The sequence below is a fragment of the Ruegeria sp. BG6 genome (assembly GCF_056538465.1).
Map to the genome: position 1 here is coordinate 1 of NZ_JBQFTB010000002.1, position 17,719 is coordinate 17,719.

Below are 17,719 nucleotides of genomic sequence, written 5' to 3' on the forward strand. Positions count from 1 at the left end.
CAACTTCTCCTTCAACTCGCAGCCACTCGTGCTCTTCAGAATAATACGTCGACATTCCTGTTCTCTCCTGACTTCAACGCTTGTAGTTTTGTTTGACGAAAGGCGTGGCCACGATCTCGGCCGGTTGCGCCTTGCCCCGAATGATCAGGTTCACCTTCTCGCCCGGCTCGCCGTGGCCTGCGGACACATAGCCCATCGCGACCGGGCCGCCGATGGTCGGACCAAAGCCACCCGAAGTGATCTGCCCGATGGTATTTCCTTCGGCACATTGGATCTCGACGCCCTGACGCGCGGGGGCACGACCGGAAGGCAGAATGCCGACCAGTTTGCGCGCGGCGCCCTCTGCCAGTTCCCGTTGAACACGCTCAGCGCCAGGGAATCCGCCTTCTTCCTTGCGGCGCTTTTGAATGGCCCAGGCCAGCGACGCCTCGATCGGCGAGGTGGTCTGATCGATGTCGTTCCCATAGAGGCACAGACCGGCTTCGAGCCGCAGACTGTCGCGCGCGCCCAGACCGGCCGCTTCGCAGTCTTCGTGGGCCAGAAACGCCTTGCTGATCTCGATGGCCTTGTCCTCGGGGATCGAGATTTCGTAACCGTCCTCGCCGGTATAGCCCAGACGCGAGATACGGCATTCGACGCCGTTGATCGGGGCCATTGTGGTTTCCATGAACTTCAGATCCCGTGCCGCAGGGCAAAGCGCGCCCACCACATCCTCGGCCTTCGGGCCCTGAACAGCGACCAGAGCACGGTCGAAAATCTCGGTGACTTCGACCCCTTCCAGATGCTCTTTCATGTGCGGGATGTCCTGATGGCGCAGGGCTGCGTTGACCACGACAAAGAAATCGTCACCCGCGTTGGACACGATCAGGTCGTCCATGATCCCGCCTTCCGCGTTGGTGAAAAACCCGTAACGTGCCTTGCCGGGCTTCAGAGTGGCATAGGCCTGAGGGCAGATGGTTTCCAGCTTCTCGCCCACGTTCTCGCCACGCAGGATCACCTGACCCATGTGGCTGACGTCGAACAGCGCGGCTTTTTCCCGGCACTGAACATGTTCACCCATGATACCCAGCGGATACTGAACGGGCATTTCCCATCCGGCAAAATCCACCATCTTTCCGCCCAGTTCGACATGCAGGTCGTATAGCGGCGTACGCTTCGGTTCGGTCATCTTCTCAACCTTTCAATCAGCGGGACTGGTCGCGAACGACCATAACGGTGCAATGCGCATTGCGCACGACACGAGCCAGGTTCGGACCGATTTCATAATTCGGGAAATCGCCTTTGGTCGACGCCATGACGATCAGGTCGAAGCCTTCCTTGTGGGCAAGCTTCAGAATTTCGCGGTAGACGCTGCCTTCCTCGACATGCACGGGCACGTCAGAGGCATTGCCGTGATCCAGAATGGCCTGAACCTTGCCCCGCACGTGGTCTTTTGCGCCTGCGCCATAGTTGGCGGGCAGGTTCGGCAGCTGGATGATCTCGGGGATGACAGCGATCGCGTGCAGCTCGGCACCGTAGAATTTCGCCTGTTCCAACGCGACCGGCAAAGCCAGCTTCCACGAGTGGTCGTCGGTGTGATCAATTGGCAGCAGGATTTTCGTGGCCATCACGTCTCTCCTCGAGATATGGAAATCTGTTTCGAAGGTGGAGGGCCGGGACGGCCCCCCGTTTTTTCTGTTCGAATTACTCGGCAGGAGTGTTGCCGGGTTCTTCCGATTGGCCGCCCGAGGCGAAGAACTCTTTCGTCAGTTTGAAGACGATCGGGCTCAGCAGGGCCAGGGCGATCAGGTTCGGAATGGCCATCATGGCGTTCAGCGTGTCCGCCAGCAGCCAGATGAAGCCCAGATCTGCTGTTGCGCCGAAGTAGATCATGACAATCCACAAGACGCGGTAGGGGATCAGCGATTTGACGCCCAGCAGGAACTCGACGCATTTCTCACCGTAGAAGGACCAGCCCAGGATGGTGGTGAAGGCAAAGATCGACAGAGCTATGGCGATCAGATACCCACCAATACCCGGCAGGGACAGTTCGAACGCTGCCGAGGTCAGTGCCGCACCGGATTCACCCGATGTCCATGCACCCGACGAGATGATCGCCAGACCAGTGATCGAGCAGACGATGATAGTGTCGATGAACGTACCCAACATCGCGATCAGGCCCTGGTTGACCGGACCTTTGGTCTCGGCTGCGGCGTGTGCGATCGGAGCCGAACCCAAACCGGCTTCGTTCGAGAAGACACCGCGGGCCACACCAAACCGGATGGCGGCCCAGACGGCTGCACCGGCGAAACCACCTTCGGCGGCCGACGGGGTGAAGGCGTAGGTAAAGACCAGCGACAGGGCGTGACCGATGTTGCCGATGTTGATCAGCAGAACCAGCAGGCCCGCGACGATGTAGGCAATCGCCATGAACGGAACCAGTTTACCGGCAACCGCACCAATGCGGGTGATGCCACCCAGGATCACGGCTGCGGTCAGAACCATCAGGACCACGCCGGTAACCGAGGTGTTGAAGCCGAAGTTCGCTTCCAGAACCTGCGCCACACCGTTAGCCTGCACACCGTTACCGATTCCGAAAGCGGCCACTGCGCCGAACAGGGCGAAAGCAACACCCAGCCAGGCCCATTTCGCGCCCAAACCGTTCTTGATGTAGTACATCGGGCCACCGACAAAGTTGCCCAACTCGTCCTGCTCGCGGTATTTCACGGCGCAGACGGCTTCGGCGTATTTGGTGGCCATGCCCACCAGGGCGGTCATCCACATCCAGAACAAGGCGCCCGGACCGCCCAGGAAGACAGCAGTGGCCACACCGGCGATGTTACCCGTGCCGATGGTTGCCGACAGCGAGGTCATCAGCGCGTTGAACGGGCTGATCTGCCCTTCGCCCTGACCCTCACGGCCTTTGAACAGCAGGCTAAAGCCCGTGCCAATGCGCAGAATCGGCATGAATTTCAGCCCAACCTGCAGGAAGAAGCCGACGCCAAGGATGAGAACCAGCATCAGCGGCCCCCACACGACGCCGTTTATGGCTCCTACGATTGAATTTAACGCTTCCATGGTTTCCCTCCCATTTGCGTCAGGTTTATGCCCCGTTGGCGACGGCCCGCTGGCGGGCCTGCTTAAGAGCAGCGAAATCTTCGTCCGCGTGGAACGACGACCGGGTCAGCGGTGTTGCCGACACGTGCAGAAAGCCCTTGGAACGGGCAATTTGTTCTAGCTTTTTAAACTCTTCCGGTGACCAAAACCGGTCAATCGGATGGTGTTTCGGGGTCGGTTGCAGATATTGTCCGACGGTTAGGAAATCGACATTGGCAGCGCGCAGATCGTCCATCACCTGGCGCACATCATTAATTGTTTCGCCCAACCCTACCATAAGTCCCGATTTTGTGAAGATTTCCGGTTCAGCCCGTTTGGCATCGTCCAGAAGCCGCAAAGAGGCATAATACCGGGCACCCGGCCGCACCGTCGGGTACAAATGCGGCACGGTTTCCAGATTATGGTTAAACACATCCGGCGCCGCTTCGAAGACGACATCCGGGGCTTTGCCCTTGCCCAGAAAATCAGGCGTCAGAACCTCGATTGTCGTCCCGGGGTTCTGATGACGCACGGCGCGGATCGTTTGCGCGATATGCTCGGCCCCACCGTCTTCCAGATCGTCGCGATCCACGGAAGTGATCACCACATGGCGCAGACCCAGCTTTTTGACCGCCGCCGCGACCCGGCCCGGTTCGAACGCATCCAGAGCGTCAGGACGGCCCGTCGCCACGTTGCAGAAGGAACAGCCGCGGGTGCAGACCTCGCCCATGATCATCATGGTTGCGTGGCGTTTGGACCAGCACTCTCCGATGTTGGGGCAGGCGGCTTCTTCGCAAACGGTCGCCAGATCGTGCTCGCGCATCAGGCGGCGGGTTTCGTAATACTCGGATCCTTCGATCTTTTTCTTACGTATCCACTTCGGTTTGCGCGGTATGACACTGTCGGCCTTTTTGGCCTTTTCCGGGTGGCGTGGGCGAAGCTGGATGGTCATCTGGCTGCTCCGGTTCAGGCGTGGATTGCGCGGCCCATGGCGTCAAGGCAGGCTTCCTTGACAGCCTCGCCCATCGCCGGGTGCGCGTGGCAGGTTGCGGCGACCTCGGCGACGGTTGCGCCTTTGGTCATGGCCAGCACCAGTTCGGCGATCAGGTCACCGCCATGCGCCCCGCAGATATGGCCCCCCAGTATCTTGCCATCCGCGTCGGCCAGAACCTTGACCGCGCCGTCTGTTTCTCCGGTCGATCGGGCACGGGAATTGGCCATGAAGGCAAATTTTCCGACCGTATACTCCGATCCGGTCTCTTTCAGCGCTTCTTCGGTCAGACCAACGGACGCAACCTCGGGGTCGGTGTAAACCACGCCGGGTACCGTGTTGTAATCCACATGCCCGGCCAACCCGGCCAGCATCTCGACGCAGGCAACACCGTCTTCCTCTGCCTTGTGCGCCAGCATCGGGCCGGGCACGCAGTCACCGATGGCGTAGATGCCGGGTACCGATGTCTGGAATTTGCTGTCGACTTCGACAAAGCCGCGCTGATTCACGGCAACACCCAGTTCTTCCAGCCCGAGACCACGGGTAACTGGACGACGACCGACTGCGATCAGAACCTTGTCGGCTTCCATTACCTCTTCCTTGTCTTTGCCGACGCGGTCCATGGTCAGGGTCAGGCCTGAACCGGTTTTTTCAACCGACTTCAGGGCGCGACCCAATTGGAACTTCAGACCGCGCTTGGACAAGGCCCGCTGCGCCAGCTTGGCGATCTCGCCGTCAATGCCCGGCAGCACGCGGTCCAGATATTCGACAACAGTGACCTTGGCGCCCAGGCGCGCCCAGACCTGCCCCAGTTCCAGACCGATTACACCCGCACCGATCACGACCAGATGGTCGGGTACGCTCTCCAGCGCGATCGCGCCGGTCGAACTCAGGACATCCTGCTCGTCAATCTCGATACCCGGCAGCGAGGTCGGCTCGGACCCGGTGGCGATCAGGATGTTTTTGGCTTCGTGAACCGCGTCAGCGACCTTGACCTGACCTGCGGCAGGGATGCTGGCCCAGCCTTCGATCAGATCGACACCGTTCTTCTTGAACAGAAACGCGATGCCCTTGGTCAGATCACCAACGATCTTGTCCTTGCGCTCCATCATCGCGCCAACGTCGATGCTGGCCCCCTCGACTGCAATGCCATGGGAGGAGAGATGGGAGAGTTCGGCATATTTGGCCGAGGAGGTCAGCAAGGCTTTGGAGGGAATGCACCCCACATTCAGACAGGTTCCGCCCAGTGCCCCGCGTCCTTCCACGCAGGCCACTTTCAGACCCAGCTGAGCTGCGCGGATCGCGGCGACATAGCCGCCGGGTCCGCCACCGATAACGATTAGATCGTAGGTATTCATGGGCTTGCTCTCAGTAGATCGGGTAGCTCGCGCACAGGGCGCGGACTTGTTCGCGGGTTGCCTTCTCGACGGTCTCATCCCCATCCGGCGACTGTGCAAGCGCATCCAGAACGTCGCCGATCAGGTGGCCGATCTTCTTGAACTCTTCGGGACCGAAGCCACGGCTGCATCCGGCGGCGGTGCCCAGGCGGACTCCGCTTGTGACTGTTGGCTTTTCCGGGTCTCCGGGCACGCTGTTCTTGTTGCAGGTGAACCCGGCGCGCTCCAGTGCCGCCTCTGCCGCGTTGCCCTTCACCCCGATTGGTCGAAGATCGACCAGCATCAGATGGTTGTCCGTACCACCCGAAACGATGTCACAGCCGCGCGACATCATCACATTGGACAATGCATCGGCGCTGTCGACGACGCGTTGCATGTATTCCTTGAATTCCGGCTTCTGAGCTTCGCCAAACGCGACTGCTTTGCCTGCGATGACGTGCATCAGCGGGCCACCCTGAAGGCCGGGGAACACAGCGGAATTGATCTTCTTCGCCAGCGCTTCATCATTGGTCAGGATGATGCCGCCGCGCGGACCGCGCAGCGTTTTATGGGTTGTCGACGTCACGACATGCGCGTGTCCGACAGGCGAAGGGTGCAGACCTGTCGCGACCAGACCCGCGATATGGGCCATGTCGGCCAGCAGCCACGCCCCGACTTCGTCGGCGATTTCACGGAACCGGGCAAAGTCGATCTTGCGCGAATAGGCCGACGCGCCCGCGATGATCAGCTTGGGTTTCTCTGCGCGCGCCAGTTCGGCGACCTGATCGTAGTCAATCAGACCCGCGTCGGTCAGGCCGTACTGAACCGGACGGAACCATTTGCCCGACTGCGCAGGTTTCGCGCCGTGAGTCAGGTGGCCGCCGGCATCCAGCGACATGCCCAGGATCGTGTCGCCCGGGCTCAGCAACGCCAGCTTGACGGCACCATTGGCCTGCGCGCCGGAATGCGGCTGCACATTGGCAAATCCGCAGCCAAAAATCGACTTCAGCCGTTCAATGGCTTCAACCTCGACCTCGTCCACATATTCGCATCCGCCATAGTAGCGACGACCGGGATAGCCTTCGGCATATTTGTTGGTCAGTACTGAACCCTGCGCTTCGATTACGGCCTGCGAGACAATGTTCTCGGACGCGATAAGCTCAATTTGTTCAGCCTGACGGGAAGCTTCACGCGAAATCGACGCCGCAATAACCGGGTCGGATGCTGCAAGAGACGTTCTGAACATGATTTCCTCCTCCGAAATCCGAATCCTTAACAGGGGATTTTGTTTCCTATAGTGGAAAACAGCCGCTTGAGGCAACATTTTTTTCCGATTTGTTATGTTGAGGTCTAATCGGGAACTATGTATCCTTGCTGAAAGTGGGGGGGATTCAATATGTCAGACGATTTACAGCCTGATGGCGCGGGACATCAGGACCAGGACGATGGAGCCGCTCTGGGTCGCTCGATCCGGGATGCACGCCGTGAGAAGGGCTGGACGCTGGAAGAGGCCGGCAGAGCCGCCGGCATTGGTCGCTCGACGCTTTCAAAGATAGAAAACAACCAGACCCGCCCCAGTTTCGATATTGTCCGCCGGTTGACTCAGGCGTTGGATATGAACCCTCCGCAGCTGTTCCTACAATCCGGTCAGACGGGGGTCGCCGGGCGGCGGGACTTCACCCCTAAAGGGACGGGCGAGATCAGGCATACTGCCACCTACATGCACGAGTTGCTGTGCCCGGAACTGACCAGCAAGCGCATGCTACCCTATGTAGCGACAATCAAAGCGCGTGACATATCCGAATTCGACAACTGGATCCGGCATTCCGGGGAAGAGTTCATGTATGTCCTGAAGGGCGAGTTGATCTTTGTTTCGGAGCATTATCGCCCACTGCCGATGAAGGCGGGGGATTCACTATATTATGACAGCAGCATGGGCCATGGATGCGTATCCACCGGCGAGGAAGACGCACAGGTTCTGTGGGTGTCGCTGGAGTAGTCCTGCGTTAGACCAGAGCGGTTGAAAACCATGGGAAACGGCTGAGCAGAACCAGGATTGCTGCAACAGCAAGCAAGAAGGGCCAGAGAGATCGTAAAATGCGACCCGGTGAGGCCCCGCTCATGGAAGATGCGATGTAAAGCCCGACACCCACCGGTGGCGTCAGCAGGCCCAGAACTAGGTTCAGGCACATGACGACGCCGAACTGATAGGGGCTGATGTCGTAGTCGTTCATTGCGATGGGCAGCAGGATGGGGGTGATCAGAATGACGGCCGCGATGCCATCGATCAACATTCCGACCCCCAGCAGGATCAGGTTGACGATCAGCAGGAACAGGAATGGATCATCTGTAATGGAGGTGATCAGGACCGCCAGCTTCTGCGGCAGTGCCTCATAGATGATCACCCAGCCGAAAACACTTGCGGCCGAAATCATGAAAATGATCATAGACGCGTTGATTGCCGTGCGCCGGAACATCTGGGGCAGCGCCTTGGGCTTAAGCTCTCCGTAGATCAGCCAGCCAATCAGGAACGCGATCAGCGACGCAATGGCGGCGGATTCCGTGGGCGTGGCGATACCGAACAGAACCCCCCCGATAATGGCCATGGGGATCAATACCGCCGGTAAACAGGCAAGCAGCGCCGAAATCGATTCCTGCCGCGTAAACCAGGCACCCTTGGGAAAGCCCTGCGCGAAACCGATCAGGGCGATCACCACGGCAAACGAGATCGACAGCAACAGTCCAGGGAGGATGCCGGCAAGGAACATATCACCGATGGGGATCTGCGCCAGAACGCCAAAGATCACGAACATCATGGATGGTGGGATGACCGGTGCCAGCAATCCCCCAGCGGCTGTGGTGGCAGCGGCAAAGCCCTTGTCATAGCCTTCCCGCTCCATCTCAGGCGTCATGGCCCGCGCCATGACGGCAATCTGCGCCGTGGCCGATCCGATGATGGCGGCCATGAACATGTTGGCCAGCAGGTTGATATAGGCCAGCCCGCCGCGAAAGCCGCCGACAAAGACCCGGGCGGCATCGATAAGCCGTCGGGTCATGCCACCTTCGTTCATCATCTCGCCGGTCAGCATGAAAAGAGGAATGGCCAGAAGCCCATAGTTCTCGAGGCCCGAGAACATCTTTTGGGCAAAGCTGTCATACAAAACAGTGTTGCCGCTTTCCCATATGTACCAGATCGCGGTCAGCGACAGGACCAGCGCAACGGGAACCGCGATCAGCAGCTTGAAGGCAAAAATCAGTGGCGTCATGCGTTGCCCTCGGGTTGAGGGTCACGGGGGCCGGTCAGATTTGAAATGCTGTGCAGCGTTGCCCCCAGCGCAAACAGCCACATGACCATCCATACCAGGTATTTCGGAACGCCTAGCGTTGTTGTCGGTTCCGCGTAGATGAAGTTGAAGGTCGCACCCTGAAACTGCTTGGTGTCGAACCCATGCCGCGCCAGTTCCAGAGGTGAATACCAGCGCCAACAGAACCAGATCATGAACAGGGCAAAGATCAGAACGATCAGGTCAACAAGCCGTGCCGTCAGATCACGCAGCAGAGGGGGCAGGGAGTCTGTCAGGATCGTGACGGCTACCGCGTGACCATAGTGCAGCGCCGCGGATGCGCCGAGAAAGGTCATCCAGGCCATGGCATAGATTGCCAGCTCATCCACCCAGAACAAAGCGGACCCCAGGCTCCGTGTCACGACGTTCAGCAGGATAAGAACCGATATCGCGGCGGCCAGAAATGACGCGAGCCACAGTTCAGCACGCGCCCATGCTGCAGAAATCCGCCGGATCATTGCGCTCACTCCTCAAAACAAGGGGCGCAAATCACCTGCGCCCCAATTGCATGAGTACCGTATTAGTTGGCGGTTTCCGCAGCAACCTGTCGCAATTGATCCAGCGCACCTGATTTCCCGGCCCAGGTCTGGTTCCATTGATCAATGGCATCACCAAAGAATGAGCTGTCTACCTGAACATAGGTTTTGCCGGTGCCTTTCACCTGATCCAGCCATTCCTGTTCCTTGGCAACATAGGTGTCGATGGTGCTGTCCACGTGACGGGCCATCAGTTCACCGATCATGGTGCGGTCTTCTTCAGAAAGACCGGCCCAGACCTTGGCCGACACAAGACCAACCATCGGGAACATCATGTGGTCCGACTGCACGACAGTGTCGGCATGTTCATAATATTTCAGAACCCAGATCAGTTCAGCGTCCATGTCGATTGCATCGACCTGACCGTTGGCCAGCGCATCGTAAACGGCGGGCAGGGGCATCGGGGTCGGGGCCGCACCAACGGCGTTGTAGAAGTCGAGAATAGGCTCGAACGGAGTGATCCGCAGTTTGAGACCGGCGAGGTCCTCTGCCGAGTTTACATCGCCCCGGGCAACGATCTGGCGCAGGCCGGCCATGCCGTACCCGGTGCCGACGACACCGACCTCGGCCGGAAGCTGATCTAGCATACTGCGTGCGCCATCGCTGCGCAGGATGCGGCCCGCGTGGCCGATATCGCTGGCCAGATACGGGGCGTAGAACGCGCCGAAATCCTTGGCGCGGTTGGACACTTCGGCCACTGTCATGAACGCCATGTCCAAAGCACCTGTTTGCAGCTGCTGCAGCATCTCGGCTTCGTTGCCCAACTGACGCGCCGGGAAAACTGTCACGCTATGCGCGCCACCGCTGGCTTCCGACAAGTCTGCGCCAAAGGCCTCGGCCGCCTTGGTCCAGATATGCGGCGGTGGCGTGATCAGACCCAGGCGGAACTCATCCGCCAGCGCAATCGTTGCGGAAAAGGAAGCCACAACCGCAGCAGTCGCGCCGCAAAGGGCTTTGTGAAAGTAGTTCATTGTATTCTCCCTGTTTTGTTCCGGTTCGGCTCAGAGCTGGACCCAGTCCGCAGGCGGCTTACCCTTTCCGGGATGCAGCGCTCCGCAGTTCGGACAAGTTCGAGCTTCGGTACTGTTATGGAAAGCATCGTAAATCTTTGGCAGTGCGGTGACGATCCCTTCGGGGCCATCAAGCGCAACTTCTTCGCGATGCACAAGGCCTTCGCAGTTAAAGCAAAACCATTCGAACCCTTCTTTCATCCCCGGCTGGCGCGGGGCTTCGACCACGATGCCGATCGATCCTTCCTGTGGGCGCTGCGGCGCGTGGCGCACATGAGGCGGCAACAGGAAAACCTCGCCTTCACGCACCGGCACATCGTAGATTTTGCCGCCGTCGGCGATCTTCAGCATCATGTCGCCCTTTTGCTGAAAGAACCATTCTTCAACCGGATCATCGTGAAAATCGACACGTGTATTGGGGCCGCCAACGACCATGACAATCATGTCGCCTTCCTTGTGCAGCAACTGATTGCCAACCGGAGGGCGCAGTTTGTCAGCGTTGTCTTCCACCCATTTCTTGAAATTGAAGGGTTTCAGCGTCGGGTGTTGTCCCATATGCTTTCTCCTGCCTGACCGGTGTTTGGGGCACAGCTACACTATATCGTGCCGTCAAAAAGCCTAGGACAAGCCGTATGAAAGAAATATTTGTTTCTGGGAATGTCGGTATCCATTAACCTGATATCAGCTTGATCCAAGCTGAAGGCCGCAATCCTCGAACGCGGCGCTTGTGGCGGCTTTTTCGGCCTCGGTCAGTTCCAGCATGGGATGGCGCACGCGCCCTCCGACCTGTCCAAGCAGTTCCTGCCAGTATTTTCCGTGGGCCGTCGGCTTGCCACCGGGCTTGGTGCGTTTGATAGCGGCACGGACCGGATCGAGACTGTCGCGCACCCGCCGGGCCTGATCGAACTTTCCGGCAAAAGCCAGTTCGGTGTATTCGTGCATACGCAAGTCGTTCGCCGTCTGGATTTGGTAGGGTGGCGAAGAACACAGATAAAGTTGCCAGCCCAGTTCCTCGATATTGTCCAGCCAGTCGTCTTCCAGAGACGTTGACACCAGGATCTTGTCACCCACCATCCGCGTCAGCTTTGCATACATGTCCCGGGGGACCGAGTATTTGATGGCCATGATGTTGGGCAGTTCCGCAATACGCGCACAGGTTTCGGGCTGCATCAGATACCCGCTGTCGGGATGGCTCCACATGGCGATGCCGATATCCAGGCGGTCGCAGATATACTTGTAGTAATTGTACAAAACCTCGTCGCGGTCGTGGCAAAAGCTGAGCATCGGGGCGTGGACCACCACATAATCCGCACCGCAGTCCTGAGCATGCCGTCCAAGCTCCAGCACGGTGTCCACGTTCTGATCCGAGATCGACATGATCGTCCCGGCCTTGTCCCCGCATTCCTCGGCTGCGATGGTCATGTTGCGTTTGCGTTCGTCCAGCGACATCGACCAGAACTCGCCCTGTTTGCCTGCGATGAACAGGCCCTGAATTTGCAGATCGTCGATCCAGTGCCGAATGTTCCGGCGCAATCCGGCCTCGTTCAGGCTGAGGTCTTCGTTGAACGGGTTCAACGCGGCTGCCCAGATCCCCCGCATGGTTTCGCGCGAATAGGCTTTGGCGTCGTGTTTGGCATATTTCATGGGCAGAAATTCCGAAGGTCAGATGTCAGATCGCGAGCGTGCAAACACTCTGGTTCCGTCAAACGCACAAAGCCAAGCGCATTGGGCGGATGTGGATATCCAATATTTCGATAACAGAGAGCCTGCAGTTTCGGATAGGTTAAGGCTGCATCTGGAGGCTCTATGAAAATCGGCATTATCGGCGAAGGCGCTATCGGGCGTTACGTGGCACAACACTTGCTTGAAAAAGGCGAAGGGCCTGATGCCATACTGGTTTCACCTGGTCGGCTGCTTGACGAAAAAGCGGCCGGGCCATCCCGTGTTTCCTGCGTCTCAGACCTGCCCGGCGGGATCGATCTGATGGTCGATTGCGCGGGCCATGCGGGCCTGAAAGCACACGGAGCCGCCATTCTGGAACGGGGCATCGACCTGGTAACACTGTCAGTCGGCGCATTGGCGGACCCTGATCTTGAACAGGCGCTGGCACTGGCGGCGCGTAACGGTCATTCGCAATTGCGCCTTGCAAGCGGGGCGATCGGCGCACTGGATTGTCTGTCCGCTGCAAGGGTGGGAGGACTGACCGAGGTCATCTATCGCGGCAGCAAGCCCCCGGCGGGATGGCGTGGTTCAGCTGCAGAAGAACAATTGAAGCTGGATCACCTGAAGTCAGCGGCGATACATTTTTCCGGAACTGCCCGGCAAGCAGCCGTGGCCTATCCAAAGAACGCCAACGTGGCAGCGGCTATAGCGTTGGCGGGGCTGGGATTTGACGAGACAAGGGTTGAACTGATCGCCGATCCGGCTGTTAATGCCAATATCCACGAAATCGAGGCGCGCGGCAGTTTTGGCACCTTCACATTCAGGATCGAAGGAAAGGCGCTGCCGGACAACCCGCGCAGTTCGGCTCTGGCTGCCATGAGCGCGATTGCCGCCATCGAAAGACAGCCCGCAGCGATCAGTATCTGAGGGGCCTTCATGGTCGCACATCATACCCGCATCGTTGAGCGCGCGCTGACGCGGTTGAAGCTGCGCCAGTTGCGTCTGCTGGTTGCGGTCGGCCAGCATGGCAGCATCCAGAACGCGGCGCGCGATCTGGGCATTTCGCAGCCTGCCGCCACCAAGATGATTCAGGACCTGGAGCTGGATTTCGAGGTCAAGCTTTTCGAGCGGACCAATCGCGGCGTTGTGCCCACGGTGTTTGGTGAAGCGCTGATCCGCCATGGCAAGCTGATCTTCGCGCAGGTCTCAAATGCCGCTCAGGAATTGGATGATCTGAACGAAGGCAACAGCGGCCGGGTTGTGGTGGGAACCCTGCTGGCGGCGTCACCAACCTTGCTGCCACGCGCTGTCGAACGGCTGCTGAAAGACCGCCCGAAAGTCGCGGTCAAAATTGTCGAGGGGACAAACGAAGTGCTGATGCCTGCGCTTTTGTCGGGCGAGATCGACATGGTTGTTGGTCGTCTGCCCAATCATCGCCACCGGGCACGGATCACGCAGGAAAAGTTCTTTGATGAACGGGTATTGGCCGTGACGGGAACGCAGCATCCTTTGGTCGGCAAGCCGAATATCACTTTCGAAGAACTCAGACGCTTTGGCTGGATACTTCCGCCGGTCGAAACCACTCTGCGCCGCCAAACCGACCAGTATTTTGTGCGGCAGGATCAGTACCAGCCGGGTGTTTCAATTGAATCGGTCTCCTATCTTGCCAACAGGTCCCTGTTGCGATCCCACGATTTTGTCGGGCTGATGCCGGCCCATGTCGCCTCGTTGGATATCGACCGTGGCCTGCTGGCCTGCCTGGACTGGGCTGTCCCATTTGGTGCGGGCCCGGTTGGCGTCTCGCACAGAGGGGAAAACAGCCTGTCCCCGGCAAGCAGCACATTTCTGGATGCCCTGCGCGCGGCAGCAGGGGACATCTGAACCATCCCTGCAGATATCACGCAATCGGATATCAGTATTTCTTCAATTCAGTTGAGGTGATGCCAGCGGAAATGAGACCCTGAAGCTGAATTGCAACCTGCGAGGGCGCCATGAGCACTTATCCGGACCTGAAACTTTATATCGGCGGTGAGTGGCGCAAGGCAGCAGACGACATTCCCGTGTTGAACCCTGCGACCGAAGAGGAAATCGGCAGGCTTCCCAAAGCGGGCAGGTCCGATCTGGATGACGCGCTGGCTGCGGCCGAAGCGGGGTTTCGCGTTTGGCGTCGCACGGCCCCACGCGACCGTGCTGACATCATGATCAAGGCTGCGGCGCTGATGCGCGACCGGCAGGAGGAGATTGCCCGCTCAATCACTGCCGAGCATGGAAAGCCGCTGGCACAGGCCCGGCTCGAGGTGATCCGCGGCTGCGAGTTTTTCGAATGGGACGCGGGCGAGGCCATGCGTACTTATGGCCGCGTTATCCCCTCGGCGCCCGGCGTTCGATATGTTGTGCACCACCAACCCATCGGGGTGGTTCTTGGCCTGTCGCCCTGGAATTTCCCGATGAGCCAGCCGGCACGCAAGATTGCAGGCGCGCTGGCATCGGGGTGTTCGATCATCCTGAAAGCGGCTGAAGAAACTCCGGCAGGTGCCATGCATATCGCGCGCGCCTTCCACGACGCCGGCTTGCCACCGGGTGTCCTGAACCTTGTCTTTGGTGAGCCTGCGGATATCTCAAGCCATCTTATCCGGCAGGATCCAGTACGGCTTGTCGCCTTTACCGGGTCAACAGCGGTCGGGCGCCACCTGACGACGCTCGCCTCGGAGAACATGACGCGCGTCCTGATGGAGCTGGGCGGGCATGCACCAGTCATCGTCTGTGAAGATACAGACGTTGAAAAAGCCGCAATTAGCGGAGCGGTCCGCAAATACAGGAATGCAGGGCAGGTCTGCACCTCGCCAACCCGGTTTTTTGTGCACGAAAGCATCTACAAGCCATTCCTGGATACGTTCAATGAACGGGCCGCTGCCACTGTCGTAGGGAACGGAGTGGAAGAGGGTATCGAAATGGGGCCGCTGGCAAACGACCGCCGCGTTCCCGCGCTGAGCGAACTTGTGGAAGATGCCCGTGATGCCGGTGCAACGATCTGCACCGGGGGCGGTCGGATCGGAGTCAAAGGCTATTTCTTTGCGCCGACCGTTTTGACGAATGTGCCTGACGACGCCCGCGTGATGCAGGAAGAGCCATTTGGCCCGCTGGCCGTGATCAATCCGGTCGCTTCACTGGACGAAGCCATAGCCAAGGCGAATGCGACACCTTTTGGTCTTGCCGCTTACGGGTTTTCAAACAGGGCCGACTATATTGACCGGATGACCGATGAAGTCGAAGCCGGAAACCTGTCCTTCAACACGCTGGAAGCATCATTGCCGGAAACACCTTTTGGCGGGGTCAAATCCAGTGGATACGGCAGGGAAGGCGGGACCGAGGGTCTGGAAAACTATATGATTGTTAAAAATATCTCGCACAGCACCCAGATCGTTTGATCATTCGCGGGGCAAAATCCGGCCCCGAAATATCGTTCTGACAGTAAATGGTGAAATCGCTTAAAGCACTGTCATTGTTATAATTTTTGACAAATTAAAGAATTAGTAGAATGGGCCATATTTTGGCCTCAATCAAACGTCACTTCACATAGCCACTGGCATTGACGCCGCTCACACTCAATCGCTGCGGCATGCAGTTGCTTTTCCCCCTCGTGGCAATTCAGATCCGACCTCCCACTTGAAAACGGATCTTGCCGCAGCGATTGAAAGCCAGTTTTTCACATCTGATCTGGTTCGGGTCATGCCTATTGATGCTCTGAAAACTCCTGTTCAAGCCAGGTTTCGAACAGTTGCTTAACAGGCTCGTTTGCGCCTGTTCCGCTTGTCTCAACAAGAAAGTGGGATTGGTTGATTGGGACCGCATCGCCGACAATCGCGATGGCCTGTCCGGACTCGATCGCGGTTTGCGCGAACCTTTCCAGCACCATTGCGTACCCTCCGCCCGCCGCAACGACGCCCATCGCGGCGACGGTTGTATCGACAGAGTAGGGGGACAAAGGTTCAGAATACGCTATGCCCAATGCTTCGAAATACTTCTGCCCCATGTCCTGAAATCCCAGAATCTGCACAAGCGGTTGCTTGCGGAGTTCGGCAACCGGAATGCTTTGCCCCGACGCCGAATCCGCCGCGACAGGTACGATACGCTCGGTCGAGATTTTTCGGGTTCGCGCATCAGGCCAGTCACCAACCCCCACGCGCAACTCGACATCCACGTTTTCGCGACCAGCCGAATCCGCCCAAATGTTCGAGACCAGCCGAATGGATACATCGGGCTGGCTGCGGGTGAATTTCGGCAGCCTATGTGCCAGCCAGAGCGTCGCTGTCGAGATTGGAGCCCGCACAGTTAGAACCTGCGCGCTTCCGGACCCGAAAAGGCTGGCGGTCGATACCGTAATATCGCTCAGCGCGCGCCGCACCGAATATGCGTAGGCCTGTCCGACCTCTGTCAGGCTCAGGTTTCTGGCCGCGCGAAAGAAAAGCTTGCATCCCAACTGCGCCTCCAGCGAGCGGACATGCAGACTGAGCGCCGTTTGCGTTATGCCCAGTTCCTTCGCTGCGGCCGTAAAGCTCATATGCCGCGCTGCGCATTCAAACGATCTGAGCCAGACAAGATTTGGGGAATTGGACAGGTTCAGCACCAAAGAAATTTTGTGATTATTGCTCTTTTTATTCGTTTTACTTTTTCGCTTCAACGTCGCTAAATCGGTGCACAAACGGAAATTTCGCCGGCCTGATCAGACCGGACACCCTGAGGAACGCGCTCATGAAAGTTGGATTTATTGGTCTGGGTAATGTCGGCGGCAAGCTTTCGGGTTCGCTGCTGCGCAATGGTATGGACCTGACAGTCCATGATCTGAACGAAGAACTGGTTGATGCCTTCGTGGCCCGTGGTGCGAAAAAGGCGGAAGGGCCGGCGCAACTGATGCGGGATTGTGATGCGGTCATCACCTGCTTGCCGTCGCCTGCTGCGTCGGATGCCGTCATGCAGCAGATGTTGCCTAAAGTGACCGACGGCAAAATCTGGATGGAGATGTCCACCACGGATGAGGCTGAAGTCAAACGCCTGGGGGCCATGGTGATGGAGCGGGGCGGGGCGGCAGTGGATTGCCCGGTTTCGGGCGGATGCCATCGCGCGGCCACGGGAAATATCTCGATCTTTGCGGGATGTGATCGCGCAACGTTCGAGCGTATCGCGCCGTTCCTCAAGACCATGGGCCGCCGTATTTTGCATACCGGTGAGTTGGGGTCGGCTTCGGTCCTGAAAGTTTTGACGAACTATCTGGCCACAGCCAATCTGGTGACCTGCTGCGAGGCTCTGGTCACGGCCAAAGCCGCAGGTATGGACCTGAATACCACCTATGAAGCGATCAAGATCAGTTCCGGCACATCGTTTGTTCATGAGACCGAGAGTCAGGTCATCCTGAACGGATCACGCGACATCTCGTTCACCATGGATCTGGTCAAAAAGGACGTGAGCCTGTTCCAGCAGGTTGCCGACCGCCACAACGTCCCGTTGGAAATCTCGCCCATGCTGGTTCAGATTTTCGAGGACGGGATCGAACGTTTTGGCGAACGTGAGTTGTCGCCCAACATTATCAGGCGCCTGGAAGAGGTCACAGGTCTGGAGATCCTTGCACCCGGCTTCCCGCCCGAGATGGAAGACGATGAACCCGAAGAGCCCGGCTATGAGGTGATCCCGCAGGGCAAGGCGCTGAAAGCCGCTGAATGACCTGATC

17 protein-coding genes are annotated in these 17,719 nt (G+C 58.5%); 5 read left to right on the forward strand and 12 right to left on the reverse strand.

All coding sequences use genetic code 11. The features are described 5' to 3' along the window. Positions 1-73 precede the first annotated feature (73 nt). The 6 genes from gcvT to glyA all read right to left on the reverse strand — a co-directional run bounded on the left by gcvT (position 74) and on the right by glyA (position 6,688). Positions 74-1,168, reverse strand: coding sequence for a glycine cleavage system aminomethyltransferase GcvT (gene gcvT, locus ACR0JW_RS04960; protein ID WP_170678611.1), 1,095 nt, complete (start codon positions 1,166-1,168; stop codon positions 74-76). 16 nt (positions 1,169-1,184) lie between these two features. Further along, entirely contained in the window at positions 1,185-1,607 is a 423-nt protein-coding gene (locus tag ACR0JW_RS04965) for a universal stress protein (protein WP_170613945.1), read from the reverse strand. A gap of 76 nt (positions 1,608-1,683) precedes the next feature. Continuing rightward, positions 1,684-3,057 carry an alanine/glycine:cation symporter family protein gene (locus ACR0JW_RS04970; protein ID WP_170678613.1) on the reverse strand — a complete coding sequence of 458 codons (1,374 nt, stop codon included), beginning with the start codon at positions 3,055-3,057 and terminating at the stop codon, positions 1,684-1,686. Between the two features lie 25 nt (positions 3,058-3,082). Continuing rightward, positions 3,083-4,027 carry a lipoyl synthase gene (gene lipA, locus ACR0JW_RS04975; protein ID WP_170678614.1) on the reverse strand — a complete coding sequence of 315 codons (945 nt, stop codon included), beginning with the start codon at positions 4,025-4,027 and terminating at the stop codon, positions 3,083-3,085. Between the two features lie 14 nt (positions 4,028-4,041). Continuing rightward, a complete protein-coding gene (gene lpdA, locus ACR0JW_RS04980) occupies positions 4,042-5,424 on the reverse strand; it encodes a dihydrolipoyl dehydrogenase (RefSeq protein WP_170678616.1) in 1,383 nt (460 codons plus the stop codon). Positions 5,425-5,434: 10 nt separating this feature from the next. Beyond that, complete coding sequence (gene glyA / locus ACR0JW_RS04985) at positions 5,435-6,688, reverse strand: serine hydroxymethyltransferase (protein WP_170678618.1); 1,254 nt, start codon at positions 6,686-6,688, stop codon at positions 5,435-5,437. Positions 6,689-6,838: 150 nt separating this feature from the next. On the opposite strand from glyA, the gene ACR0JW_RS04990 reads away from it, so the two are divergent. Next, on the forward strand, positions 6,839-7,441 hold the full coding sequence (locus ACR0JW_RS04990; RefSeq protein WP_170678620.1) for an XRE family transcriptional regulator: 603 nt from the start codon (positions 6,839-6,841) through the stop codon (positions 7,439-7,441). A gap of 7 nt (positions 7,442-7,448) precedes the next feature. On the opposite strand, the gene ACR0JW_RS04995 is transcribed toward ACR0JW_RS04990, so the two are convergent. The 5 genes from ACR0JW_RS04995 to ACR0JW_RS05015 form a co-directional block, all read right to left on the reverse strand. Beyond that, entirely contained in the window at positions 7,449-8,708 is a 1,260-nt protein-coding gene (locus ACR0JW_RS04995) for a TRAP transporter large permease (protein WP_170613951.1), read from the reverse strand. Then, positions 8,705-9,244 (reverse strand): TRAP transporter small permease, encoded by a 540-nt coding sequence (locus ACR0JW_RS05000; RefSeq protein WP_170678622.1) that lies wholly within the window; start codon positions 9,242-9,244, stop codon positions 8,705-8,707. The genes ACR0JW_RS04995 and ACR0JW_RS05000 overlap by 4 nt, the downstream gene beginning before the upstream one ends. Positions 9,245-9,306: 62 nt before the next feature. Further along, positions 9,307-10,293: a TRAP transporter substrate-binding protein gene (locus tag ACR0JW_RS05005; RefSeq protein WP_170678624.1), complete on the reverse strand. Its 987-nt coding sequence runs from the start codon at positions 10,291-10,293 to the stop codon at positions 9,307-9,309. 30 nt (positions 10,294-10,323) lie between these two features. Then, entirely contained in the window at positions 10,324-10,887 is a 564-nt protein-coding gene (locus tag ACR0JW_RS05010) for a 3-hydroxyanthranilate 3,4-dioxygenase (protein ID WP_170678626.1), read from the reverse strand. Between the two features lie 126 nt (positions 10,888-11,013). Continuing rightward, positions 11,014-11,976, reverse strand: a complete 963-nt coding sequence (locus tag ACR0JW_RS05015) for a dihydrodipicolinate synthase family protein (protein WP_170678628.1) — start codon at positions 11,974-11,976, stop codon at positions 11,014-11,016. Between the two features lie 162 nt (positions 11,977-12,138). On the opposite strand from ACR0JW_RS05015, the gene ACR0JW_RS05020 reads away from it, so the two are divergent. From ACR0JW_RS05020 to ACR0JW_RS05030, 3 genes are all read left to right on the forward strand, one after another. Next, positions 12,139-12,921 (forward strand): aspartate dehydrogenase, encoded by a 783-nt coding sequence (locus ACR0JW_RS05020; RefSeq protein WP_170678630.1) that lies wholly within the window; start codon positions 12,139-12,141, stop codon positions 12,919-12,921. 9 nt (positions 12,922-12,930) lie between these two features. Next, positions 12,931-13,875, forward strand: coding sequence for a LysR substrate-binding domain-containing protein (locus ACR0JW_RS05025; RefSeq protein ID WP_480713638.1), 945 nt, complete (start codon positions 12,931-12,933; stop codon positions 13,873-13,875). A 110-nt stretch (positions 13,876-13,985) separates the two neighbouring features. Further along, positions 13,986-15,422 carry an NAD-dependent succinate-semialdehyde dehydrogenase gene (locus ACR0JW_RS05030; protein ID WP_480713639.1) on the forward strand — a complete coding sequence of 479 codons (1,437 nt, stop codon included), beginning with the start codon at positions 13,986-13,988 and terminating at the stop codon, positions 15,420-15,422. A 305-nt stretch (positions 15,423-15,727) separates the two neighbouring features. Here the strand turns inward: ACR0JW_RS05030 and ACR0JW_RS05035 are convergent, their stop codons facing one another. Continuing rightward, complete coding sequence (locus ACR0JW_RS05035; RefSeq protein WP_480713640.1) at positions 15,728-16,621, reverse strand: LysR substrate-binding domain-containing protein; 894 nt, start codon at positions 16,619-16,621, stop codon at positions 15,728-15,730. 125 nt (positions 16,622-16,746) lie between these two features. Between ACR0JW_RS05035 and ACR0JW_RS05040 the strand changes: the two genes are divergently transcribed. Beyond that, entirely contained in the window at positions 16,747-17,712 is a 966-nt protein-coding gene (locus ACR0JW_RS05040; protein WP_170678638.1) for an NAD(P)-dependent oxidoreductase, read from the forward strand. Positions 17,713-17,719 lie beyond the last annotated feature (7 nt).

Excerpts from the sequence above, each read along its gene's own strand:
- gcvT (WP_170678611.1), bottom strand. The coding sequence starts at position 1,168 with ATGACCGAACCGAAGCGTACGCCGCTATACGACCTGCATGTCGAACTG.
- ACR0JW_RS04965 (WP_170613945.1), bottom strand. The coding sequence starts at position 1,607 with ATGGCCACGAAAATCCTGCTGCCAATTGATCACACCGACGACCACTCG.
- ACR0JW_RS04970 (WP_170678613.1), bottom strand. The coding sequence starts at position 3,057 with ATGGAAGCGTTAAATTCAATCGTAGGAGCCATAAACGGCGTCGTGTGG.
- lipA (WP_170678614.1), bottom strand. The coding sequence starts at position 4,027 with ATGACCATCCAGCTTCGCCCACGCCACCCGGAAAAGGCCAAAAAGGCC.
- lpdA (WP_170678616.1), bottom strand. The coding sequence starts at position 5,424 with ATGAATACCTACGATCTAATCGTTATCGGTGGCGGACCCGGCGGCTAT.
- glyA (WP_170678618.1), bottom strand. The coding sequence starts at position 6,688 with ATGTTCAGAACGTCTCTTGCAGCATCCGACCCGGTTATTGCGGCGTCG.
- ACR0JW_RS04990 (WP_170678620.1), top strand. The coding sequence starts at position 6,839 with ATGTCAGACGATTTACAGCCTGATGGCGCGGGACATCAGGACCAGGAC.
- ACR0JW_RS04995 (WP_170613951.1), bottom strand. The coding sequence starts at position 8,708 with ATGACGCCACTGATTTTTGCCTTCAAGCTGCTGATCGCGGTTCCCGTT.
- ACR0JW_RS05000 (WP_170678622.1), bottom strand. The coding sequence starts at position 9,244 with ATGATCCGGCGGATTTCTGCAGCATGGGCGCGTGCTGAACTGTGGCTC.
- ACR0JW_RS05005 (WP_170678624.1), bottom strand. The coding sequence starts at position 10,293 with ATGAACTACTTTCACAAAGCCCTTTGCGGCGCGACTGCTGCGGTTGTG.
- ACR0JW_RS05010 (WP_170678626.1), bottom strand. The coding sequence starts at position 10,887 with ATGGGACAACACCCGACGCTGAAACCCTTCAATTTCAAGAAATGGGTG.
- ACR0JW_RS05015 (WP_170678628.1), bottom strand. The coding sequence starts at position 11,976 with ATGAAATATGCCAAACACGACGCCAAAGCCTATTCGCGCGAAACCATG.
- ACR0JW_RS05020 (WP_170678630.1), top strand. The coding sequence starts at position 12,139 with ATGAAAATCGGCATTATCGGCGAAGGCGCTATCGGGCGTTACGTGGCA.
- ACR0JW_RS05025 (WP_480713638.1), top strand. The coding sequence starts at position 12,931 with ATGGTCGCACATCATACCCGCATCGTTGAGCGCGCGCTGACGCGGTTG.
- ACR0JW_RS05030 (WP_480713639.1), top strand. The coding sequence starts at position 13,986 with ATGAGCACTTATCCGGACCTGAAACTTTATATCGGCGGTGAGTGGCGC.
- ACR0JW_RS05040 (WP_170678638.1), top strand. The coding sequence starts at position 16,747 with ATGAAAGTTGGATTTATTGGTCTGGGTAATGTCGGCGGCAAGCTTTCG.